General features: G+C 42.0%; 19 protein-coding genes. 8 read left to right on the forward strand and 11 right to left on the reverse strand.

The genetic code is table 11. The annotated features are described in order from the left end of the window. Positions 1 to 7 precede the first annotated feature (7 nt). From BVU_RS07095 to mraZ, 4 genes are read right to left on the reverse strand one after another with little or no spacing between them, the layout of a single operon-like run. The gene (locus BVU_RS07095) at positions 8 to 2,188 is read right to left on the reverse strand and encodes a penicillin-binding transpeptidase domain-containing protein (protein WP_005849607.1); all 2,181 of its coding nucleotides are present in this window, start codon (positions 2,186 to 2,188) and stop codon (positions 8 to 10) included. Positions 2,189 to 2,192: 4 nt separating this feature from the next. Then, positions 2,193 to 2,567, reverse strand: coding sequence for an FtsL-like putative cell division protein (locus BVU_RS07100; protein ID WP_005845324.1), 375 nt, complete (start codon positions 2,565 to 2,567; stop codon positions 2,193 to 2,195). A gap of 4 nt (positions 2,568 to 2,571) precedes the next feature. Next, positions 2,572 to 3,486, reverse strand: coding sequence for a 16S rRNA (cytosine(1402)-N(4))-methyltransferase RsmH (rsmH, locus tag BVU_RS07105; RefSeq protein ID WP_005845329.1), 915 nt, complete (start codon positions 3,484 to 3,486; stop codon positions 2,572 to 2,574). Continuing rightward, the gene (mraZ, locus tag BVU_RS07110) at positions 3,483 to 3,947 is read right to left on the reverse strand and encodes a division/cell wall cluster transcriptional repressor MraZ (protein WP_005845333.1); all 465 of its coding nucleotides are present in this window, start codon (positions 3,945 to 3,947) and stop codon (positions 3,483 to 3,485) included. Before mraZ ends, rsmH begins: the two co-directional genes overlap by 4 nt. 367 nt (positions 3,948 to 4,314) lie before the next feature. Between mraZ and BVU_RS07115 the strand changes: the two genes are divergently transcribed. Both BVU_RS07115 and BVU_RS07120 read left to right on the forward strand, forming a co-directional pair. After that, entirely contained in the window at positions 4,315 to 5,133 is an 819-nt protein-coding gene (locus BVU_RS07115; RefSeq protein WP_005845335.1) for a 1-acyl-sn-glycerol-3-phosphate acyltransferase, read from the forward strand. Between the two features lie 23 nt (positions 5,134 to 5,156). Continuing rightward, entirely contained in the window at positions 5,157 to 6,137 is a 981-nt protein-coding gene (locus BVU_RS07120) for a GNAT family N-acetyltransferase (protein WP_005845337.1), read from the forward strand. An 88-nt stretch (positions 6,138 to 6,225) separates the two neighbouring features. Here the strand turns inward: BVU_RS07120 and BVU_RS07125 are convergent, their stop codons facing one another. Then, positions 6,226 to 7,557, reverse strand: a complete 1,332-nt coding sequence (locus tag BVU_RS07125; RefSeq protein ID WP_011965169.1) for a deoxyguanosinetriphosphate triphosphohydrolase — start codon at positions 7,555 to 7,557, stop codon at positions 6,226 to 6,228. A 222-nt stretch (positions 7,558 to 7,779) separates the two neighbouring features. On the opposite strand from BVU_RS07125, the gene dut reads away from it, so the two are divergent. The 5 genes from dut to BVU_RS07150 all read left to right on the forward strand — a co-directional run bounded on the left by dut (position 7,780) and on the right by BVU_RS07150 (position 13,069). After that, positions 7,780 to 8,214 (forward strand): dUTP diphosphatase, encoded by a 435-nt coding sequence (gene dut / locus BVU_RS07130; protein ID WP_005845350.1) that lies wholly within the window; start codon positions 7,780 to 7,782, stop codon positions 8,212 to 8,214. Between the two features lie 9 nt (positions 8,215 to 8,223). Beyond that, on the forward strand, positions 8,224 to 10,032 hold the full coding sequence (locus BVU_RS07135) for a tetratricopeptide repeat protein (protein WP_005845352.1): 1,809 nt from the start codon (positions 8,224 to 8,226) through the stop codon (positions 10,030 to 10,032). Continuing rightward, the gene (locus tag BVU_RS07140) at positions 10,029 to 10,862 is read left to right on the forward strand and encodes a DUF4292 domain-containing protein (protein ID WP_005849594.1); all 834 of its coding nucleotides are present in this window, start codon (positions 10,029 to 10,031) and stop codon (positions 10,860 to 10,862) included. Before BVU_RS07135 ends, BVU_RS07140 begins: the two co-directional genes overlap by 4 nt. Further along, positions 10,862 to 12,196, forward strand: a complete 1,335-nt coding sequence (locus tag BVU_RS07145) for a murein hydrolase activator EnvC family protein (RefSeq protein WP_005845356.1) — start codon at positions 10,862 to 10,864, stop codon at positions 12,194 to 12,196. The genes BVU_RS07140 and BVU_RS07145 overlap by 1 nt, the downstream gene beginning before the upstream one ends. 501 nt (positions 12,197 to 12,697) lie before the next feature. Then, the gene (locus BVU_RS07150) at positions 12,698 to 13,069 is read left to right on the forward strand and encodes an RNA recognition motif domain-containing protein (RefSeq protein ID WP_005845358.1); all 372 of its coding nucleotides are present in this window, start codon (positions 12,698 to 12,700) and stop codon (positions 13,067 to 13,069) included. A 314-nt stretch (positions 13,070 to 13,383) separates the two neighbouring features. Here the strand turns inward: BVU_RS07150 and BVU_RS07155 are convergent, their stop codons facing one another. The 6 genes from BVU_RS07155 to rpoN all read right to left on the reverse strand — a co-directional run bounded on the left by BVU_RS07155 (position 13,384) and on the right by rpoN (position 19,426). Further along, complete coding sequence (locus BVU_RS07155; RefSeq protein WP_005849590.1) at positions 13,384 to 14,298, reverse strand: glutaminase; 915 nt, start codon at positions 14,296 to 14,298, stop codon at positions 13,384 to 13,386. Positions 14,299 to 14,310: 12 nt separating this feature from the next. After that, entirely contained in the window at positions 14,311 to 16,155 is a 1,845-nt protein-coding gene (locus BVU_RS07160; RefSeq protein WP_011965170.1) for a 4-hydroxy-3-methylbut-2-en-1-yl diphosphate synthase, read from the reverse strand. A gap of 83 nt (positions 16,156 to 16,238) precedes the next feature. Then, entirely contained in the window at positions 16,239 to 16,748 is a 510-nt protein-coding gene (gene purE / locus BVU_RS07165; RefSeq protein WP_005845363.1) for a 5-(carboxyamino)imidazole ribonucleotide mutase, read from the reverse strand. Between the two features lie 124 nt (positions 16,749 to 16,872). Then, positions 16,873 to 17,253 (reverse strand): glycine cleavage system protein GcvH, encoded by a 381-nt coding sequence (gene gcvH / locus BVU_RS07170; protein ID WP_005845365.1) that lies wholly within the window; start codon positions 17,251 to 17,253, stop codon positions 16,873 to 16,875. A gap of 36 nt (positions 17,254 to 17,289) precedes the next feature. After that, positions 17,290 to 17,946, reverse strand: coding sequence for a phosphatase PAP2 family protein (locus BVU_RS07175; protein WP_005849586.1), 657 nt, complete (start codon positions 17,944 to 17,946; stop codon positions 17,290 to 17,292). Between the two features lie 10 nt (positions 17,947 to 17,956). Then, positions 17,957 to 19,426 (reverse strand): RNA polymerase factor sigma-54, encoded by a 1,470-nt coding sequence (gene rpoN / locus BVU_RS07180; RefSeq protein ID WP_005845369.1) that lies wholly within the window; start codon positions 19,424 to 19,426, stop codon positions 17,957 to 17,959. Between the two features lie 128 nt (positions 19,427 to 19,554). Here rpoN and BVU_RS22690 point away from each other — a divergent pair, with 128 nt between their 5' ends. Further along, a complete protein-coding gene (locus BVU_RS22690; RefSeq protein WP_005849584.1) occupies positions 19,555 to 19,698 on the forward strand; it encodes a hypothetical protein in 144 nt (47 codons plus the stop codon). Positions 19,699 to 19,721 lie beyond the last annotated feature (23 nt).

Genomic DNA, 19,721 nt, shown 5'->3' on the forward strand with positions numbered 1-19,721 from the left:
TACACTGTTAATTTAATCGTAATTGTATGGTTTGTCCTTTGCGCAAAGTGTTGCCGGCCGGGATACTTTGTGACTTCACTTTACCGATGCCGGTAATGCGGGCTTTCAATCCCATGCTTTCAAGCAGATAGACAGCATCCTTTGCGCCCATACCAATAACACTTGGTACAAGTTTATTGTTAATGTCTTTTTTGTTGAATAATACATTGTCCGGATTACTAGTCACATTTCCCCATACCGGTTTGCCTTCGGTTGATTGTTCCGAAACTCCGGATGAATTTACATTTATCCGGTTCAGTACATAATGTGCCGCACTTATATCCCCGTTTTTCACATCCGGAATAAGGATAGAAGTTGAGTCTTTTGCTTCTTTCAAATCTTGTGCCAGATGTTTGGCAAATACGCGTTCGGCAATTTTACTGAACACGCTGCCGGCCATCAGACCACCCGAGGCGGGGAGTCCAGGTTTCTGGATGGCTACAATGCAACTGTATTTAGGCGCTTCTGAAGGAAAATATCCACAGAAACTTACCAAATAACGGCGTGTGCCATTCGTGTACCCGGCTTTTCCTTGTGAAACCTGTGCAGTACCGGTTTTCCCGGATACATGGAATTGCTTGGATCCTGCTTTCTTTCCCAGTCCTTCGCTGACAACTTTTTCCAAAATCGTTTGTATCTCGCTGATAGCCTTGGGGGAAGCGATGGCCGGGTTGAGTATTTCAGGAGCAATATCTTCCACTACCTGCCCGTCTTTGACTATTGATTTCACAAAACGGGGCTTGACCATTACTCCGTTATTGGCTATAGCATTATAAAATGCCAGTGTATTGATGGGGGGAATTTGGGTTTCATAGCCAATAGACATCCATGCCAGTGCAGTACGTGACCAATTGCTCAAGTCTTTGTTGGGGATGCGGATGTTCGGCTTGCCGGCACCGGGAATATCGAGATCTAACGGAGTGGCAATGCCTACTCGATGCAGTCCGCGTACAAACTTTTCCGGATTATCATGATAATGATCATCGATCAACCGTGATACACCGATGTTTGAGGACACCATCAATGATTTTGTTGTGTTGATAGTGCCGTAGCCTCCACGATGCCAGTTATGATCTTTCATATAGCGGCCGTGCATCATATAGACCCCGTTACCGGTTTCCACCACCGTTTCCGGAGTGATGACTCCGTCGTCCAGCGCTACCAGTATGGATGCGGTTTTGAAAGTAGAGCCTGGCTCCATCATGTCTGAGATAGCGTTATTGCGTATTTCTCTGTAAATGCCGTCATTGCATTTGGTCATGTTGACGATAGCTTTGATGTCTCCCGTCTGCACTTCCATCAGAATGGCAACGCCTACAGTAGCGTTGATTTCTTTCAATTCATCCACCAATGCTTTTTCTGCAATGTCTTGCATACCTACATCAATGGTTGTAATGATATCACAGCCATCTACAGGAGGAATATCTACAATGTTCAGGTATTTGTTCATTACCTTTTGACGGTGAGTGATACCGTTTCTGCCTTTTAATATGGAATCGTATGAAAGTTCCAGCCCGTTCTTTGCACCTTGTTCTATATCTGGATACATATCTCCCAATGTACGCATTGCCAGTGAGCCAAAAGGCTTTTTCCGTTGATTGAATGCCTGTTCATGGAATCCGCCTTTGTATTTGTTCAGGTTAAATACGGGCAGACGTTTTGCTTCTTTATATTGTATATAAGAAATGCGTTTGGGGTAGAGCAACCAACTGCGGCTCTCTTTTTTTCTTCCGTTTTTGATGTGCTGTTTGAAAAAGGCGGCACTTTTATCAGGAAATATTTCATGTAACCCTTTGCAGATTGTGTCAAGGTTTGCATAAAGAACTGAGTCTTTGATATGTTGTAGCTTCAGCCGTGTCTTTTCCTCTTCTTCGGTTTCGCCCTTCCTTTTATTTATCATGAAGTCCATGTAAATCTTATATTCGGGAAGGCTGCTTGCCATCAGCTGGCCGTCGGATGAGATGATGTTGCCACGGGTAGGACGTACGGTGACGTTTTCTTTTACAAAACGGTCGGCTACGTCTTTCCAGTATTGACGCTCGGCAAACATGATGACGCCGGCTTTGCAGATAATGGCAATGCCTATCAACACCATGACCAGGATGATGAAGGAGAAGCGGAGCATTATGTTTTTTTGGTTGGGCATCATGGGCTTAGTCTTTCTTTATTAAATAAGGACGGTTGGTAGCCGTTTGCAAGGGGCTGTCTTCCGTCGAAATATATTCTTCAATACGTGACTGGCGGCTCTTTTCCATCAGTTCGGAAGAGCGTGTCAATGCATCGTATTTGATATCGATCAAATCTTTTTTCAACTTGTCAATTTCAATGAGTTCCTGTTGGCTGCTATAACGGTTGTCTATGTATAGTACAGTCAGGATCATGATGAGAATCAGCAAACGGGTCTGTCTTTTGAAAAAGTCGTTCGCAAGGATATCTCCTCCTAATATGCTGCGGATAGACATATGCTTGGGCGAAGCAGATTGTCCGTCTTTGGGTTGTTGTGTATTTTGTTTCAGTTCTTCTTCCATCTCGTTATCTCTTTTCTGCAATTCTCAACTTGGCGCTTCGGGAGCGCGGATTGCGTGTCACTTCTTCGTTGCCGGCAACAATAACTTTGTTGTTGACTAGTTTGAAAGGTGTCTGTACATTACCAAAGAAATCTTGTTCGGCCTTGCCTTCTATGTTTCCGGTTTTCATGATATTCTTTACCATGCGGTCTTCTAAAGAGTGATAGGTGATTACTACCAGTCTGCCTCCCGGTTTCAGTGCCTTGGTTGCTGCATAAAGCATTTCTTTCAATGCTTCCATTTCCTGATTTACCTCTATGCGTAAAGCTTGGAACACCTTTGCGAGCTCTTTCTTTTCACGTTCCCGTCCGAAAAGCGGTTTGATGACTTCGAGGAAATCACCGATGGTGACAATTTGTTTTACACCTCGTGCTTTAACGATGGCTGATGCCAGTTTGCGGCTGTTCTTCAATTCACCATATAAATAGAAAATATTAGCCAAACGTTCTTCGTCATAGGTGTTCACTACATCAGCAGCTGTCATACCTGCGCGTTTGTTCATCCGCATGTCTAATTTGCCCTCGAAGCGGAATGAGAATCCACGTTCGGAGTCGTCAAAGTGATGTGAGGAAACGCCCAGATCGGCCAAAATGGCATCCACCCCTTCCACGCCATAATAACGTAGGAAGTTGGGAAGATAGCGGAAGTTACTACGCACAAAAGTGAAGCGGCTGTCGCTTACAATATTCTTCTCGGCATCTTCATCTTGGTCAAAACTATATAGATGCGCGGTGCTATCCAGCCGGCTTAGAATTTCCTTGGAATGTCCTCCGCCGCCGAAAGTGGCATCTACATAAATACCTCCGGGTTGGATGTTCATTCCGTCTACGCTCTCGTTTAATAATACCGGTACATGATATATCTGTTTTGCTTCACTCATTCTATTTCTACGTTGTTATTAGTTCCCATAATTTCTTCCAATTCTTTTCCAAAGTCCTCCGGTGTGATGAAGGGTTTGTCTGCTATTTCTTTAGACCAGATTTCTATAGTGTCGTCCAATCCGATAAAACGTACATCTTGCTGTATTTTAGCTAATTTCAAATATCGTTTTGGAATCAGAAAGCGCCCGTTTCCATCCAATGTGATAACTTCTACATCCGAAACGAACTGACGGAAAATCATTTGGTGTCTGGAATTCCAGCGATTGAGTTTGCAACGTAGTTCGTTCATTTGTTCGTTCCACACATTTTCAGGGTAAAGTACCAGGCAGTCTTGGTAGGTGTCTTTGCGTAAAATCAGGCACTCCTGGGAGGCAGCTTGTAGCTGCTTCCTGAATACGGCAGGCAGGAACACTCTGCCTTTTGCATCCGTCTTTGCTTCAGAATTCCCAAGAAATCGCATGTTTACACCTTATTATATTGTTCAAGGTGTAAAATTACACAATTCCCCACAATTCCCCACAATATTTTAAGAAAATATTTCGAGAAGTTTTCAACAGGCTGTTAATGTAGCTAGTAGCTTGGTAAACAGGAGGTTTAAAATTAATAATTTTATGATAAAAAATAATGGAAAGGGCAGCTTCTCGGAGGTTGAAAAACGAAACCAAACTATTGCACATTCGTTTTTGTTTTGCGCAAAAATGAAAGAATTTGTATAGTTTCATACACAAAAACTCTTAATTTCTTTAGGGATTAAGAGTTTTTTCTGTCATAAATTGCCAATATAAAAAAAGATAAGTTACTTTTGCATGGAAAAGAACGTTTGCAAAATGACTGACGACTCTATATTTTTAATCGACATAGAAAAGATATTGAAAACGAAAGCCGGGAAAAAATATAAATATATTCCCCGTTTTGTCGTTTCGTACCTGAAGCATATCGTGCATCAGGATGAACTGAATGTCTTTTTAAAAGACTCCAAAAATAAAGTCGGAGTTGACTTTCTGGAAGCTTGTATGGAGTTCCTGGATGCAAAAGTGGAGATAAAAGGTTTGGAAAACTTGCCTGAAAACGGTAAATGCACTTTTGTCAGCAATCACCCGCTGGGGGGACAGGATGGAGTTGCTTTGGGGTATATATTGGGAAAACATTACAATGGTAATGTACGCTATTTGGTCAATGATTTGTTGATGAATTTGCATGGTTTGGCTCCTTTATGTATTCCTATCAATAAAACAGGCTCGCAATCCAGGGATTTCCCGAAGATGGTAGAGGCAGGGTTTGCCTCGGATAATCATATCATTATGTTTCCTGCGGGGTTATGTTCCCGTAGACAGGGTGGGGAAATCAAGGATTTGGAATGGAAAAAGACATTTGTCACTAAAAGTATTGAAACGCATCGTGATGTGGTACCTTTGCACTTTGAGGGCCGGAACTCAGACTTTTTTTATAATTTGGCAAATATATGTAAGGCACTTGGCATTAAGTTTAATATTGCTATGCTTTACTTGGCAGATGAAATGTTGAAAAATCGTCATAAAACCTTTACCTTGACCATTGGAAAACCCATTCCTTGGCAAACTTTCGACAAGACAAAGACCCCGGCTCAGTGGGCGCAGTTTGTAAAAGATGTAGTCTACAAGCTATAATAGACAAAAGAGAGAAAAAAGATATGGAAGAAATTATTGCACCGATTAGCAAAGAGATTCTGAAGGCGGAACTTTCCGAGGATAAACGCCTGAGGTTTACGAATAAAAGTCATAATGAAATTTACGTCATAACGTATCAGGATTCACCCAATGTGATGAAGGAGATTGGCCGGTTGAGAGAAATAGCCTTTCGTGCTGCAGGTGGCGGAACAGGAAAGGCGATGGATATCGATGAATATGACGTGATGGAAAATCCATATAAGCAATTAGTTGTATGGAATCCTGAAGCGGAGGAGATTTTGGGAGGTTATCGTTATCTTTTGGGGGATGAGGTGCAATTTGATGAACATGGGAAGCCTGTGCTGGCTACTGCTCACATGTTTAATTTCTCGGAAGTTTTTTTGAAAGAATATTTGCCTTACACGGTGGAGTTGGGACGCTCATTTGTTACATTGGAATATCAGTCAACCCGTGCCGGTTCCAAGGGATTGTTTGCTTTGGATAATTTGTGGGATGGTTTGGGCGCATTAACCGTGATTAAGCCTAATGTGAAATATTTTTTTGGTAAGATGACTATGTATCCTAGTTATCATCGTCAGGGGCGTGACATGATATTATACTTCCTGAATAAACATTTCGGTGATAAAGATAAATTGATAACTCCGATGAAACCGCTGGAAATAGAAACAGATAAGAAAATGTTGGAAAATCTTTTCTGTTATGATTCCTTTAAAGAAGATTACAAGATCTTGAATACGGAAGTGCGTAAGCTGGGGTATAATATTCCTCCTTTGGTCAATGCATATATGAGTCTGTCTCCTACAATGCGTATGTTTGGAACAGCGATTAATTATGGATTCGGAGATGTGGAGGAAACCGGAATTCTGATTGCAGTCAATGAAATTCTGGAAGACAAACGGGTACGTCATATCGAATCGTTTGTAAAGCAACATCCTGAAGCTATGAAAATAACTTCAGGCGCTCATCCCATACTGACCAAATAATCGGACTAATAGTAGTATTTGGGGAAACATTGTCAGGTGCAGATAAAATTTACAGGGTTCATCTTGCTCGCATCTGACAATGTTTTTATTATACTGCCGGCAGACTGTTGCCTTTGATTTTCCGGTAGAGGTCGAGCGCATATACGTCTGTCATGCCCGATATGTAATCCAGCACGGCTTGAATTTTTCCATATAAAGTAGGTGCGTTGACATTGTACTGTCCGGATATGCGGTTGATAAGTAGTTGTGAATACGCTTTTTCCGGAGAGCACACTGCATTAATCATCAGGTCAATCAAGGTACTGATAACCCTGAATCCTGCCAATTCTATGTCCAGCACATCGCTGGAACGATATATTCTTTGAAAGGCAATTGCAGAACAATTGTCATAGGCCTCTTTCAATGGACTGCAAATGTGCATTATCAGGGTGCCTTCAAATTCCCCGGTCAATATCTTTTCTTCATTTTCAGTGAATACTCGTGTGCATTCCTTTATCAGTGCGCCTATGACCGAAGAACGTAAATAAGCTATCTGTTCATTGACGTCTGTTACAATCCGGCAAACTTCTTCAATGCGTTTTCTTCTTTTCTCATCAAAGAACTGCATATACAGTCCTTTGGTTTCATCATGTGTCAGAAGTTTTAATTTATGTGCGTCTTCTATGTCCATCATCTGATAACAAATATCATCTGCGGCTTCTACCAGGTAGACCAACGGATGGCGTGCGTAGCGTAAAGGCTCATCCGGTTTGCTGAGCCGGATAATCCCTAATTCTCCGGCTATTTTCTGATAATCAGCCTCTTCGCTTAAGAAGAAGCCGAATTTTGATTTCTTTCCTGCCAATTGTGAGGAAAAAGGGTATTTTACGATGGACGCCAGTGTGGAGTAGGTCATCACGAACCCTCCTTTCCGTCTTCCTTCAAACTGGTGGGTGAGGATTCGGAATGCATTGGCATTTCCTTCGAAGTGGGTTAAATCATCCCATTCCATCGGTGAAAGTTCTTTTTTCAATGCCATTCCTTGTCCTTCCGAGAAGTAAGTTGAAATGGCTTTTTCTCCCGAATGACCGAAAGGAGGATTTCCCAGATCGTGTGCCAGACATGCGGATGAAACGATGGAACCTATTTCCGATATATGGGAGTCGGCCAAGGCTGGGTGCTTCTTCAGAAGCTGGCTGGCGACATCGTTTCCTAAAGAACGCCCCACACAAGAAACCTCAAGGCTGTGAGTCAACCGGTTGTGTACAAATACGCTACCCGGTAAAGGAAATACTTGAGTTTTGTTTTGCAAACGACGGAAAGGTGCTGAGAAGATGAGACGGTCATAATCGCGTTGGAATTCGGTACGGTCATCTTTACGGGCCTCGTGTAGTTCTTCCATGCCGAAGCGTTTATTTGATATTAATTGTTTCCAGTTCATAATTCAGGCTTTATCTGTTTGCAAAAGTAAGAAACTTCCGTTTAAAAAACTGTAAACGCTTAGATAAATCCATCTAAATGTGTAAATTCGCACCTTATTAATCATGTGGCAATGTGTTGATTCGTCAATATGCCAATGGGCTGTATCATGTCTGGACTGTGTTTGTTGTCTGCAAATTATTAGCACATTGCCATATAAGCATATTGATAAATTATTAAAATTATGAAAATACAGGTAATCAATAAATCAAAACATGCTTTACCCGAGTATGCTACCGGGCAATCGGCAGGGATGGATATCCGTGCTAATCTTGACGAACCGATTGTGCTGAAACCCTTGCAACGTTGTTTGGTTCCTACGGGACTTTATATCGCATTGCCTGAAGGTTTTGAAGCGCAAATCCGTCCACGTAGCGGGCTGGCTATTAAGAAAGGCATCGGAGTCCTGAATTCTCCGGGCACAATTGATGCCGATTATCGTGGTGAAATTTGTATTATCCTGGTCAATTTGTCATCTGAGGATTTTATGATAGAAGATGGGGAGCGCATTGCGCAAATGGTTGTAGCCCGTCACGAACATGCCGAATGGCAGGAAGTGGAGGTGCTGGACGAAACGGAACGTGGTGCAGGTGGCTTTGGACATACCGGAAAAAAGTAAAAGGAAACAATGAATAGAAGATTGAAATATGTGCCCATGCTATGTGTATGTCTGATAGGCATGCTTGTTTCATGCGGTACGGTGAAGAGAGCTTCCGGCTTGTCCGGAAATAAAGCTGTTGTGGAGGAAAAGGATCCGCTTACTCCGGAGCAGCGCCGTAAATACGACTATTTCTTTTTGGAAGCGCTTCGGATGAAGGAAAAAGGTGACTTGGATGCGGCTTTCGAAATGTATAGTCACTGTTTGGACATTTATCCGCAAGGAGCCGCTACTTTGTTCGAAATTTCCCGCTTCCATATGTTTCTCAATCAGCCGGAAAAAGGGGAGGAAGCTTTGAAGAAGGCAGTGGATGCCGATCCTAAGAGCTTTTGGTATAAGCAAACTTTGGCAGCCTATTATCAAGGTAAGGGAAATTACCCGAAAGCCATTTATGTTTATGAGGATATGGCGAGCCAGTTCCCCTCACGTCTGGAACCGTTGATGGCTTTGATTGATCTCTATACCCGTACCAAGGACTATCAGCAGGTAGTTAATACATTGAACCGCCTTGAAGCCTTGGATGGGAAGTCTGAACAAATCAGCATGGAGAAATTCCGTATGTATCTGGCCATGAACAATGACCAGCAGGCATTTACGGAGATTGAGAATTTGGCAAAAGAATATCCATATGACATGCGTTATCTTACCATTTTGGGAGATGTCTATCTGAACAACGGTAAGGAAGAAGAAGCATACGAAACTTATCAGAAAGTATTGAAGGAAGAACCGGGCTATGCGCCGGCGTTGCTTTCCATGGCTTCTTATTACGAGAAAAAAGGGCAGGATAGTTTGTATCAGGTACAGTTGGATACTATTTTGCTGAATGATAATGTGGATAGCGATACAAAGATGAACATTATGCGCCAGCTTATTCTGCGTTCCGAGCAAACGAACAAGGACAGTACGAAAATAGCAGGCCTGTTTACTTCTATATTGAAGGAAAAACAAGAGAATGCAGATATTGCTATGTTGGCGGCCCAATATCTTCTGACGAAAAAGATGGATAAAGAGGCAACCCCTGTTTTGCACCAAGTGCTTGAAATTGATCCGGAAAATACGCCGGCACGCTTGCAGCTATTGAGTTTTGCCATTCGTGAGCAGAATATGGATGAAGTAATCAAATTGTGTGCTCCTGCTTTAGAATATACTCCGGATGTATTGGAATTCTATTATTATATGGGATTGGCCTATCATCAGAAAGAGAAAACAGACGAGGCATTGGAGGTTTTTAAAAAAGGAGTGAATCAAGTAACAGATAAAAGCAATAAGGATATCGTTTCTGATTTCTATGCCATTATGGGGGATCTTTATCATATAAAGAAGATGAATGTGGAGGCATATGCCGCATACGATTCCGCTTTGGTTTATAAGGAAAACAATATAGGGGCCTTGAATAATTATGCCTATTACCTGTCTGTAGAGCGTAAAAACCTGGATAAAGCGGAAGAAATGAGTTATCGTACCGTAAAGGCCGAACCTACCAATGGTACGTATCTGGATACCTATGCCTGGATACTTTTTGAGAAAGGTAAATATGTAGAAGCAAAAATTTACATTGACCAGGCTATGCAGAATGATGGAAGTAAAAGTTCCGTTGTTGTAGAGCATTGTGGAGATATTTACTATATGAATGGAGATCGTGAAAAGGCTTTGGAATATTGGCAACAAGCGGAAAAATTATCCAAGGAGCCTCCTCAAGAAGGTAGTGAAGAACGTAGTGAAAAGGAATTGAACTTATTGAGAAAGAAAATTGTACAAAAGAAATACTTTGCAGAATGATGAAACGTGTCTGTTTTTATTTGTTTAGCGCTTTGCTGATTATATTTATTTCTTCATGTTCATCTACCCGGAGTATGAAGAAAGGGGTATCTATTGGCAATTTATCCGAGTCGGAATATATGGAAGAGCTGATTAGCCGTTCTCCGGGATGGGATGCAATTACTGCGAAAATGTCATTGGCCGTTGACTTGAACGGTAAAGGACCGACTAAAGTAAATGGTACGTTGCGCATGAAACGTGATGAAGTAATCCAGCTTTCTATCGCTCCATTTTTGGGTATTGAAGTGGCACGTGCTGAAATATCTCCGGACGGAGTTTTAGTGATGGATCGCATGAACAAACGTTATGTACAAGTTCCTTTTGATGAATTGAAGAATCTGGCAAAGGCTGATTTGGATTTTCATACTTTGCAGGCCTTGTTTATGAATGAAATTTTTCTTCCGGGAAAAAAGGTGCTGACTGTCCGTGATATTTCGTCCTTTGCTGTGCGTCCTGAAAACGAAAATGCATTAATAGAAGTTAAGAACGGCAAACATTTCGCCTACCGTTTTCGTACCAATACAAATGATGGGCTGCTGAAAGAAAGTCATATCGGCTTGTCCGGTACCCGGTACGGGATAAATTGGCGTTATGATAAGTTTCGTCCGTTGGAGCAGAGACAGTTTCCGGGAACTATGACGGTTTCTTTTGAAGGGGCTGCCAAACCGGTTACGGCTGTATTTGAACTTTCCCGCCTTTCTACCAATAAGGATTGGGAAGCTCATACCGAAGTGCCCGGAAAATACGAAAGAATAGAATTGCAAGATTTGCTAAAACAGCTTATTAAATAATGAAACGTATCTTCTTACTACTCATAGCCTGCTGCTTTTTAAGTACTATTTCAGCGCAAAGTACTCGGAAAATAAGGGAGCTTGAAGCCAAACGGAAGGAACTTCACCAGCAGATTGCCGAGTCTGAAACTTTGTTGCAATCTACCAAAAAGGATGTGAAAAGCCAGTTGGACAACCTTGCTTTGCTGACAGGTCAGATTGAGGAGAGAAGAAAATATATCAATACCATAGAGAGTGATGTTCATACATTGACAAGTGAGATCGCTTCTTTACAGAAACAACTGAATAAACTTCAGCGTGATTTGAAAGACAAGAAGCGGAAGTATGAAACTTCGGTGCAATACATGTATCGTAACAAGTCTGTTCAAGAGAAATTAATGTTTATTTTTTCTGCCGAGAATTTGAGTCAGACTTACCGTCGTATGCGTTATGTGCAGGAATATGCAAACTTCCAGCGCCTTCAAGGAATGGAGATAGAACGTAAGCAGAAGCAAATTGCCGCTAAAAAAAGAGAAGTGGAACAAACTAAGCATGCCAAACAGAATCTTTTAAAACAGGGTGAGGTTGAAAAGGCCAAACTGGAGATTCAGGAAAAGGAGCGCCAGACTCTTTTGGCGAATTTGCAAAAGAAGCAGAAAGGTATACAAAGCGAGATAAGGAAGAAAAAACGTTCGGCTGAGCAATTGAATGCCCAGATTGACCGTTTGATTGAAATTGAAATAGAGAAAGCTAGAAAGCGTGCAGAGGAGGAAGCTCGTAGGAAAGCCGCTGCTGAGGCTGCCGCAAAGGCGGCAGCAGCTAAGAAAGCGGAGCGTGAAACTACGGGAGGGGCGTCCCGTTCTAAATCTACGGAAAAAAATGAGTCTACAAAGAAGGTCGCTCCGGTGGAGAAGTTCAGTCTGAATAATGAGGACCGCCAGCTGTCGGGCAGTTTTGAACGTAACCGGGGTATTTTGCCGGTTCCCATTACCGGTCCATACGTGATTGTCAGCCATTACGGACAGTATGCCGTAGATGGTTTGCGTAATGTGAAACTGGATAATAAAGGGATTGATATCAAGGGCAAACCGGGAGCGCAGGCACGTGCCGTTTTCAATGGAGAAGTTTCGGCTATTTTCCAGTATAATGGTTTGAACAATATACTGGTGCGTCATGGTAATTACATCTCTGTCTATTGCAACCTTTCTTCCGTATCGGTTTCTAAAGGCAGCAAAGTCAATACACGTACCGTTCTTGGTACTATCCATACAGATAGTTCGGGTAATACGGTCTTGCATTTTCAACTTCGTAAGGAAACGGCTAAACTTAATCCGGAATTATGGTTGGGAAGATGAAAAAGATAAGTTCTCTTTCTGTATTTTATTACTTTGCGGTTTCTCGCAGCTTGTTTGGAAACTGAAGAATTTTCTGTAGTTCCTGTTCCTGAAATTTCTTCCATAATAATTCCTTCTACGGAAAGTATCTGGTCTGTTGCTATAAAGAATGCTGATCTGGCTGGAGATTGGTTATCTTTTTGATATGTAGTACAGGATAACTTTCTGTATAATAGCTTTTAAAGTATAAATATGTATTTGAGGAACAGTTATTTCCGTTTTAAAACTTGTCTGTTCTTTCAAAGAGAACGAAAAAACATTTATTATTAAAAATAAATCTCCAATTAGTTTTGAGTTCAAGTCTAATTGCGTACATTTGTCCCCTGCATTAAGTATCCTCATAGAAGTACATTAATACTTTTCCAACTTATTCTTTAGTGATGATGGTAGAATCGTTTGTCTCTCTGTAAGATTCCTAATAGCAAAACGCACTTATTTTTTTATTAAAACATTTATTTTAAAATGAACATTTTTATTGCAGGGCTTAACTATAATATGAGTGAAGCCGAACTTGGAGAATTATTTGCAGAGTATGGTGAAGTTGTTTCTGTTAAGATTATAATGGACAGAGAGACCGGTCGTTCTAAGGGATATGGTTTTGTTGAAATGGCTGATGATGAAGCTGGAGATAAAGCGATTGCAGCTCTTAATGAAGTGGACATGGATGGAAAAACTCTTTCTGTGTCAGTAGCTCGTCCTAGAGAAGAACGTCCGCGTCGTAGCTATGGCAACAATGGCGGTGGTGGTTATCGTGGCGGTAACAACAGTCGTGGTGGTGGCTATGGTGGTAGTCGCGGAGATAATGGCTATGGCGGTGGCAGAAACAGATATTGATCTGTATCTCTATAAAATATAAGGGAACCTGTCTTGGACATTTGAAATGCTGAGGCAGGTTTTTAAGTGCCTGTTCAGGATATCTTCAAAAGACTTTGGCTGTCGGTTATTTCTTTTATTTATGGCAAACAGAAGATGTTCCATTGAGGGTAAAAACGGTTATTTATTAAGCATGGTCAATAATTTCTACATAAATTCCAGGTACTTCTCTCTTTTATAGAAAGGCTATAAGTATTATGCGTGTTATATTCAACTTCATTCTGGATTATTCCAACAAGAAAGAAGATGATTGAGTATGGAGAGATACTTGTTTCCTAGAAAATAGATTCCTGTGTCTGTGTTGTCAATAGTTCCAGCGCCTTGATTCCCATAACGGAATTTCCTTTTGGATTCAATCTCGGGCTCCACACTGCAACTGAATATCGTAGTGGGTAAACTGCGGCTATACCGCCTCCCACACCACTTTTCCCCGGAAGACCTACCAAATAAGAAAATTCTCCTGCTTCGTCATAGAATCCACATGTTTGCATGATGGCATTGATACGTTTCACTTGAGAGGCGGTCAGCGTGATTCCTTCGAATGTAAAAGCCTGTTTATGGTTGGCAAACGGCAAAAAGGCTTTGGATAAATCATAACAACTCATTTCTATGGAGCATTGCAGGAAATAGAAATGAAGTACACGTTCTATGTCATTGTCGATGTTATGATAATATTTCAACAGGTTGGTGATTGCCGCATTCAGATAACCGTTTTTACGTTCGGACAGGGCAACTTCTTCATTATAATGAATTTGGTTATTTCCGCTGATTGAGCGGACGAAACGAAGATATTCTTCTTCGGGGTGTTTCAGATGGTTCAGCAGGATATCTGTCATTACAATGGCTCCGGCGTTAATAAAGGGATTCCGAGGAATTCCTTTTTCTACCTCCAGTTGTACTAGTGAGTTGAAAGCTGTTCCCGAAGGTTCTTTACCTACTCTTTTCCATAGATTATCTCCTTCAAGACTCAAACACATGGCAAGTGAAAAAACTTTCGAAATACTTTGGATGGAGAAGCCGGTGGTGGCTTCTCCATGCATGAAAGTTTTGTTTTGTATCGTATGGATACACATTCCGAATTGATCTGGGTTGATTTTGGCAAGTGCCGGAATGTAATCAGCCTGTTTGCCAATAGAGGCGTAGGGCTGGATTTCTTGATAGATGTCTTTTAGAATCTGTTGATAATCCATAATTTGGACGTTTTATTTTTCTGTATAGTCACCATTGGCTTTGATGAGCTCGATCAACTTCTCAACAGCCTGATCTTCGGGAATGTTTTTTTCTATGCATTCTTTCTTTTTATAGAGGCTGATTTTTCCACGACCGGCACCTACATAGCCATAGTCGGCATCCGCCATTTCGCCGGGACCATTGACAATACAGCCCATAATGCCGATCTTCAGACCTTTCAAGTGCGAGGTAGCTGTTTTGATACGGGCGATGGTAGACTCCAAATCATATAAGGTACGACCACATCCCGGACATGAAATGTATTCCGTTTTGCTGGTTCGGATTCTGCCGGCTTGCAGGATACCAAATGCAGTGGTATCTACCACTATATGACTCAAGGGGCCTTGGTTGTACAAGAAGATTCCGTCACAGAGTCCGTCAAAAATTAGTGCACCCATATCAGCTGCCGCTTTGATTTGCAGGTCTTCAGCTTTCGTTTCCTGATAGTATTGGAAGAATACGACCGGATTCTCTAACCCTTCATTCATCAGTTCGTGTGTCATGGCACGATATTCGCCGAGGCGGTTGGGATGATTGCTTTGGGCGATGATTACCACTTCGGGATGTAGTTTAAGGGCTGCGATTACTTCGTCATTCATAGCCATATAGGGCAGAAACAGGAATTTCAGATCGGAAACCGTGTGATGTAATTCTATCATCTGCTGGTAGTTAAATGCCGGATAGACATTTTTGTCTTCTGGATTCCATGCATTGGCATCTACTAGATAGGCTATATTGTTATCTCGTGATTGGGGCACACTTCCACCGCAATAAATATAGTCAGGTTTGAACTGAGGATTAGTTTCGAAAGACCCTTCCAGACGTTCGGCTATTACTACGGGAAGATTATCTCCTCCAATGTTTCGGACAGCCTTAGTCTTCCGGCGCCCCGGAGATAGGTAGTTGAACTGCGGAGCTTCTTTTCCAGGAATAAAAGGATGTCCTTCCCGAGTTAGTATATAATCAACCAGTTTGCGGGCTACCGGAATTTCGTTTTCAGGAGCCTCGCTCAATGAAACACGAATGGTATCTCCCAAGCCATCTGCAAGGAGTGCGCCTATTCCTAATGCGGATTTTATTCTTCCGTCCTCGCCGTCCCCTGCTTCGGTAACCCCCAAATGAAGCGGGAAAGCCATGCCTTCCTTTTCCATTTCCTTTACCAGCAGACGGACCGTCCTGACCATTACTACGGTATTGGATGCTTTGATGGAAATAACCACATCGTTGAAATGTTCCGCAACACAGATACGCAGAAATTCCATGCACGATTCCACCATACCTTCAGGGGTGTCACCATAATGAGACATGATGCGGTCTGACAGAGAACCGTGGTTTACCCCGATGCGGATGGCGGTGTGGTTTTCCTTGCAGATATTTAGAAAAGGAATGAAGCGGGCACGTATCTTTTCTATTTCTTGCGCATATTCTTCGTCAGTGTATTCCAGTTTCTGGAAAGTACGTCCCGGGTCTACGTAATTTCCCGGATTGATGCGTACCTTTTCTGCATATTGTGCCGCTACATCGGCTACTTTGGGGTTAAAATGTACATCGGCCACCAATGGAGTATCATATCCTTGAGAGCGTAATCCGATATTGATATTCTTCAAGTTTTCGGCTTCACGGACACCTTGTGTGGTGAGGCGAACGTATTCACCGCCGGCATCTATAATGCGTTTGGCTTGTTCCACACAGGCTTCGGTATCCATAGTGACGGTATTTGTCATGCTCTGAATACGGATGGGGTTGTTGCCACCCAAGGGAGTGGCTCCGATATTCACTTCGGAAGATTCGCGGCGGGAGTAATTGAATAAATCCATAGTTAGTGATTAGTGGTGAGTGGTTAGTGATTAGTGGGCTGCGCTGAAATATTAACCACTTACCACTAATCACTAACCACTAGTTAATTTGTTTTATATTCAAACTTGACTTCTTTCAGTTCTTCGTTGGCTTTCACGATTTTCTTTTTCAAGCCGGTCTTGTAGTCTGCAAACTTGGTGGCTAGTTCTGTATCACTCAATGCTAGCATTTGTACGGCCAGAATAGCTGCATTCATGGCTCCATTGATTGCTACGGTAGCTACAGGAATTCCGGGAGGCATTTGGATGATAGAATAAAGTGCGTCTACGCCATCAAGAACTGAACCTTTAACGGGGACACCGATAACAGGCAATGTGGTATTTGCAGCAATGACACCGGGAAGTGCGGCAGCCATGCCGGCAGCGGCAATGATGACTTTAATTCCACGGCCTGCAGCATTTTTCGCAAATTCCTCCACAGCTTCGGGAGTGCGGTGTGCCGAAAGGGCGTTCATTTCGAAAGGTACGTGCATCTCGTCCAGTAATTTGGCAGCTTTTTCCATTACGGGAAGATCGGAAGTGCTACCCATGATAATGCTTACGATAGGTTTCATTGTTTTTTGTTATTGTTTGGTTTATATATTTACTTCAAGCACGGGTTATACGGATGAACGCGGATAGAAAAATCCGTGAGGTCCGCGTAATCCGCGCTTGAACAATTCCTAATGGGAATCTATATTATTCGTTGACTAATGCTTTATATCCTTCAGCATCCAGCAAATCGTTAACGTCATTAGAGTCATTGGGCTTAATCTTAATCAGCCACCCTTTACCATACGGGTCTTGGTTTACTAATTCGGGATTGTCGGCCAATGCTTCATTCTGTTCCAAAACTTCTCCTGAAACAGGAAGGAACAAGTCCGAAATCGTTTTTACTACTTCAATAGTACCGAAAACTTCATCTTTTTCTAAAGTTTCTCCTTCAGTTGTGATATCTACGAATACGATGTCACCCAGTTGCTCTTGTGCATAATCAGTGATGCCTACATAAGCTATATCACCTTCTACTCGTATCCATTCGTGTTCTTTGGTATACTTTACATTGCTTGGAAATTCCATAATGCTTTCAATTTATAAGGTTAATACTAATTTTTTTCAAATAAACAAAATTCCAATGACACCACAAAACAATCCGACAATAAATCCGGCTAAAACTTCTAATAAGGTATGCTGTTTTACAATGATACGGGCTGTGCCAAGCATCCCGGATAGCAAAATGAAAAAACAGAGCCACCATACAGGATTGAAATTGAATATAAAGCTGTAGGATAATAATCCGCCTACCATCATGCCGCTGCTTGCCACGTGTGTGCTGATTTTCCACTTGAAATTGATCAGCGTGCAAAGGATCATGCAGATGAGGGCGGCTACGATAATACCTGACATATAGCGGGGCAGGTGTATCTTATACATGGTGATGAGACAGGTGACATAGCTGATGATAGTCAACGCATATGGTACGAAACGTTTTTCGCGGTGTCCCAATTCATGAATACCCCAACCGTTTATTTTTTGGAACAGGTAGATGGCGAGCATCGGCATCAGAATGGTGAAACAGTAGACTATGCCCAATACTATCAGTTTGTACTGGATGGGCATGATACGAAGATAAGTGAAGAAAAAAAGCAGGAAAAATGCCACAAAAGGAATCATAAAAGGCGTGAATATGCCTGATATGATACGTGAACTGACTTCAAGCGGACTGTTTTTCTTGCCTACTGCTATTGTTTCGGTTGTTTCGTTAGCTTCCATATAATTTATATTACCTTCTTAATCGTGCGACGGGTATGTTAAGCTGTTGGCGGTATTTGGCTACAGTACGGCGGGCTATGGGGTAGCCTTTCGTTTTTAGTGTTTCGGCCAGTTCATCATCAGTGTACGGTTTTTCCTTGTCTTCGGTGTCTACACATTCTTTCAGAATACGCTTGATTTCGCGGACAGAGAGTTCTTCACCGTCTTCGGTAGTGTAACCGTCGCTGAAAAAGAATTTCAACGAATAGATACCATAGTTTGTTTGTACATATTTGCTGTTGCTTACCCGTGATATGGTGGAAATATCCAATCCCGAGCGTTCGGCTACATCTTTTAGGATCATGGGCTTTAGCAGGGATTCGTCTCCTTCCAAAAAGAAGGGGCGCTGAATATCTATAATGGCTTGCATGGTGGTGAGCAACGTATGTTGTCGCTGTTTTACGGCGTTGATAAAACCTTGTGCGGCATCTACTTTTTGTTTTAGGAACATCAGTGCGTCCTTTGAGGCTTTGCTCTGATTGTCTTTGTTGCGGGTGTGTTCATCCAGTAGTTCGGTGAACTGGCGGCTCAGACGCAACTCAGGAACATTACGATTGTTTAAACTTAGAGTAATGGTGTCATCCTCATACGTTTCTACAATGAAGTCGGGAATGATCTGCTGCATATTTTTGCCCATTGCTTCACCCAGTGAACTGCCCGGACGAGGATTCAGTTTGGTGAGATCGCTCACCGCCTCATTATATTGTTCTTCGGTAATACCTAGTTTTTGGATAATCCTTTCTTTGTTTTTGCGGGTAAACTCATCACAGCATTTACCGATGATGTCCAGTTCTATTTGTTTTAACGGTGAATCGGCTTTTCTTTGTATTTGTAGCAGAAGACATTCTTGTAAACTGCGGGCACCGATACCTGCCGGATCAAAGTCTTGGATTATTTCCAAGATTTTATTTAATTCCTCCTCAGTGGTATAGATGCCTCGATAGATGGCAAGTTCATCCATGATAGACTCCATATTTTTGCGTAACAGGCCGTCATCGTCCAATGAACCGATCAAGTATTCTGCTATATCTCGTTGTTCTGGGGTAAGTTCCTGCATCTGCAACTGGTCTTTCAATATTTCATAAAAAGATACGGCATCCGAGAAAGGGATTTCTTCGGCTACTCCTTCTTTGGAACGATTATGTTCCTGTAGTTTATAATCGGGAATATCATCTTCGTTGCTGTAATCGCCTAATGAAAAATCTTCGTTCGAGTCTGTATTTCCGTCTTCGTTCTCAACGTATTCTGTGTTGTCATCTTCATTTTCGGGCATTTCTTTCCCTTCCTCCAGGGCCGGATTATCCAGTATTTCGGAATGGATACGTTCTTCCAGCTCCACAGTGGGCAGTTCCAGCAATTTCACTACCAGTATCTGTTGTGGAGATAAGGTTTGTATTTGTTGCTGGGCTTGTGTTTGTACTTGACGTGAGCCTTGTGCCATAATATTTTTATTTCCTTGTTTATTGCGACAAAAATAGGAAATTGTATTGTAATAATCTTCCTTTTTGGGGGGATTATTTTAAGGGGATGGCTATCTTTACCTGTCATCTATACAAAAAACATAAGATTATGTTTGCAAAAGAAACTTATACAACCCATCGTAATAGTTTGAAAAAACGTGGGGATAGGTTTCTTGCTATTTGGGACAACGAGGAGAGTGGCGAGGATAATACTTATCATTTCCGCCAAGGTTCTACTTCTCTTTATTTTTAGGACTTGCCCTATGCCGGATTGGC

Origin of the sequence: Phocaeicola vulgatus ATCC 8482 (assembly GCF_000012825.1) — a bacterium.
Lineage (GTDB): Bacteria > Bacteroidota > Bacteroidia > Bacteroidales > Bacteroidaceae > Phocaeicola > Phocaeicola vulgatus.

Coding starts and splice junctions, on each gene's coding strand:
- BVU_RS22690 (WP_005849584.1), top strand. CDS start 19,555: ATGTTTGCAAAAGAAACTTATACAACCCATCGTAATAGTTTGAAAAAA.
- BVU_RS07145 (WP_005845356.1), top strand. CDS start 10,862: ATGAAACGTATCTTCTTACTACTCATAGCCTGCTGCTTTTTAAGTACT.
- dut (WP_005845350.1), top strand. CDS start 7,780: ATGAAAATACAGGTAATCAATAAATCAAAACATGCTTTACCCGAGTAT.
- BVU_RS07150 (WP_005845358.1), top strand. CDS start 12,698: ATGAACATTTTTATTGCAGGGCTTAACTATAATATGAGTGAAGCCGAA.
- BVU_RS07125 (WP_011965169.1), bottom strand. CDS start 7,557: ATGAACTGGAAACAATTAATATCAAATAAACGCTTCGGCATGGAAGAA.
- BVU_RS07155 (WP_005849590.1), bottom strand. CDS start 14,298: ATGGATTATCAACAGATTCTAAAAGACATCTATCAAGAAATCCAGCCC.
- mraZ (WP_005845333.1), bottom strand. CDS start 3,947: ATGCGATTTCTTGGGAATTCTGAAGCAAAGACGGATGCAAAAGGCAGA.
- BVU_RS07100 (WP_005845324.1), bottom strand. CDS start 2,567: ATGGAAGAAGAACTGAAACAAAATACACAACAACCCAAAGACGGACAA.
- BVU_RS07115 (WP_005845335.1), top strand. CDS start 4,315: ATGACTGACGACTCTATATTTTTAATCGACATAGAAAAGATATTGAAA.
- gcvH (WP_005845365.1), bottom strand. CDS start 17,253: ATGGAATTTCCAAGCAATGTAAAGTATACCAAAGAACACGAATGGATA.
- rsmH (WP_005845329.1), bottom strand. CDS start 3,486: ATGAGTGAAGCAAAACAGATATATCATGTACCGGTATTATTAAACGAG.
- BVU_RS07160 (WP_011965170.1), bottom strand. CDS start 16,155: ATGGATTTATTCAATTACTCCCGCCGCGAATCTTCCGAAGTGAATATC.
- BVU_RS07095 (WP_005849607.1), bottom strand. CDS start 2,188: ATGATGCCCAACCAAAAAAACATAATGCTCCGCTTCTCCTTCATCATC.
- rpoN (WP_005845369.1), bottom strand. CDS start 19,426: ATGGCACAAGGCTCACGTCAAGTACAAACACAAGCCCAGCAACAAATA.
- BVU_RS07120 (WP_005845337.1), top strand. CDS start 5,157: ATGGAAGAAATTATTGCACCGATTAGCAAAGAGATTCTGAAGGCGGAA.
- purE (WP_005845363.1), bottom strand. CDS start 16,748: ATGAAACCTATCGTAAGCATTATCATGGGTAGCACTTCCGATCTTCCC.
- BVU_RS07135 (WP_005845352.1), top strand. CDS start 8,224: ATGAATAGAAGATTGAAATATGTGCCCATGCTATGTGTATGTCTGATA.
- BVU_RS07175 (WP_005849586.1), bottom strand. CDS start 17,946: ATGGAAGCTAACGAAACAACCGAAACAATAGCAGTAGGCAAGAAAAAC.
- BVU_RS07140 (WP_005849594.1), top strand. CDS start 10,029: ATGATGAAACGTGTCTGTTTTTATTTGTTTAGCGCTTTGCTGATTATA.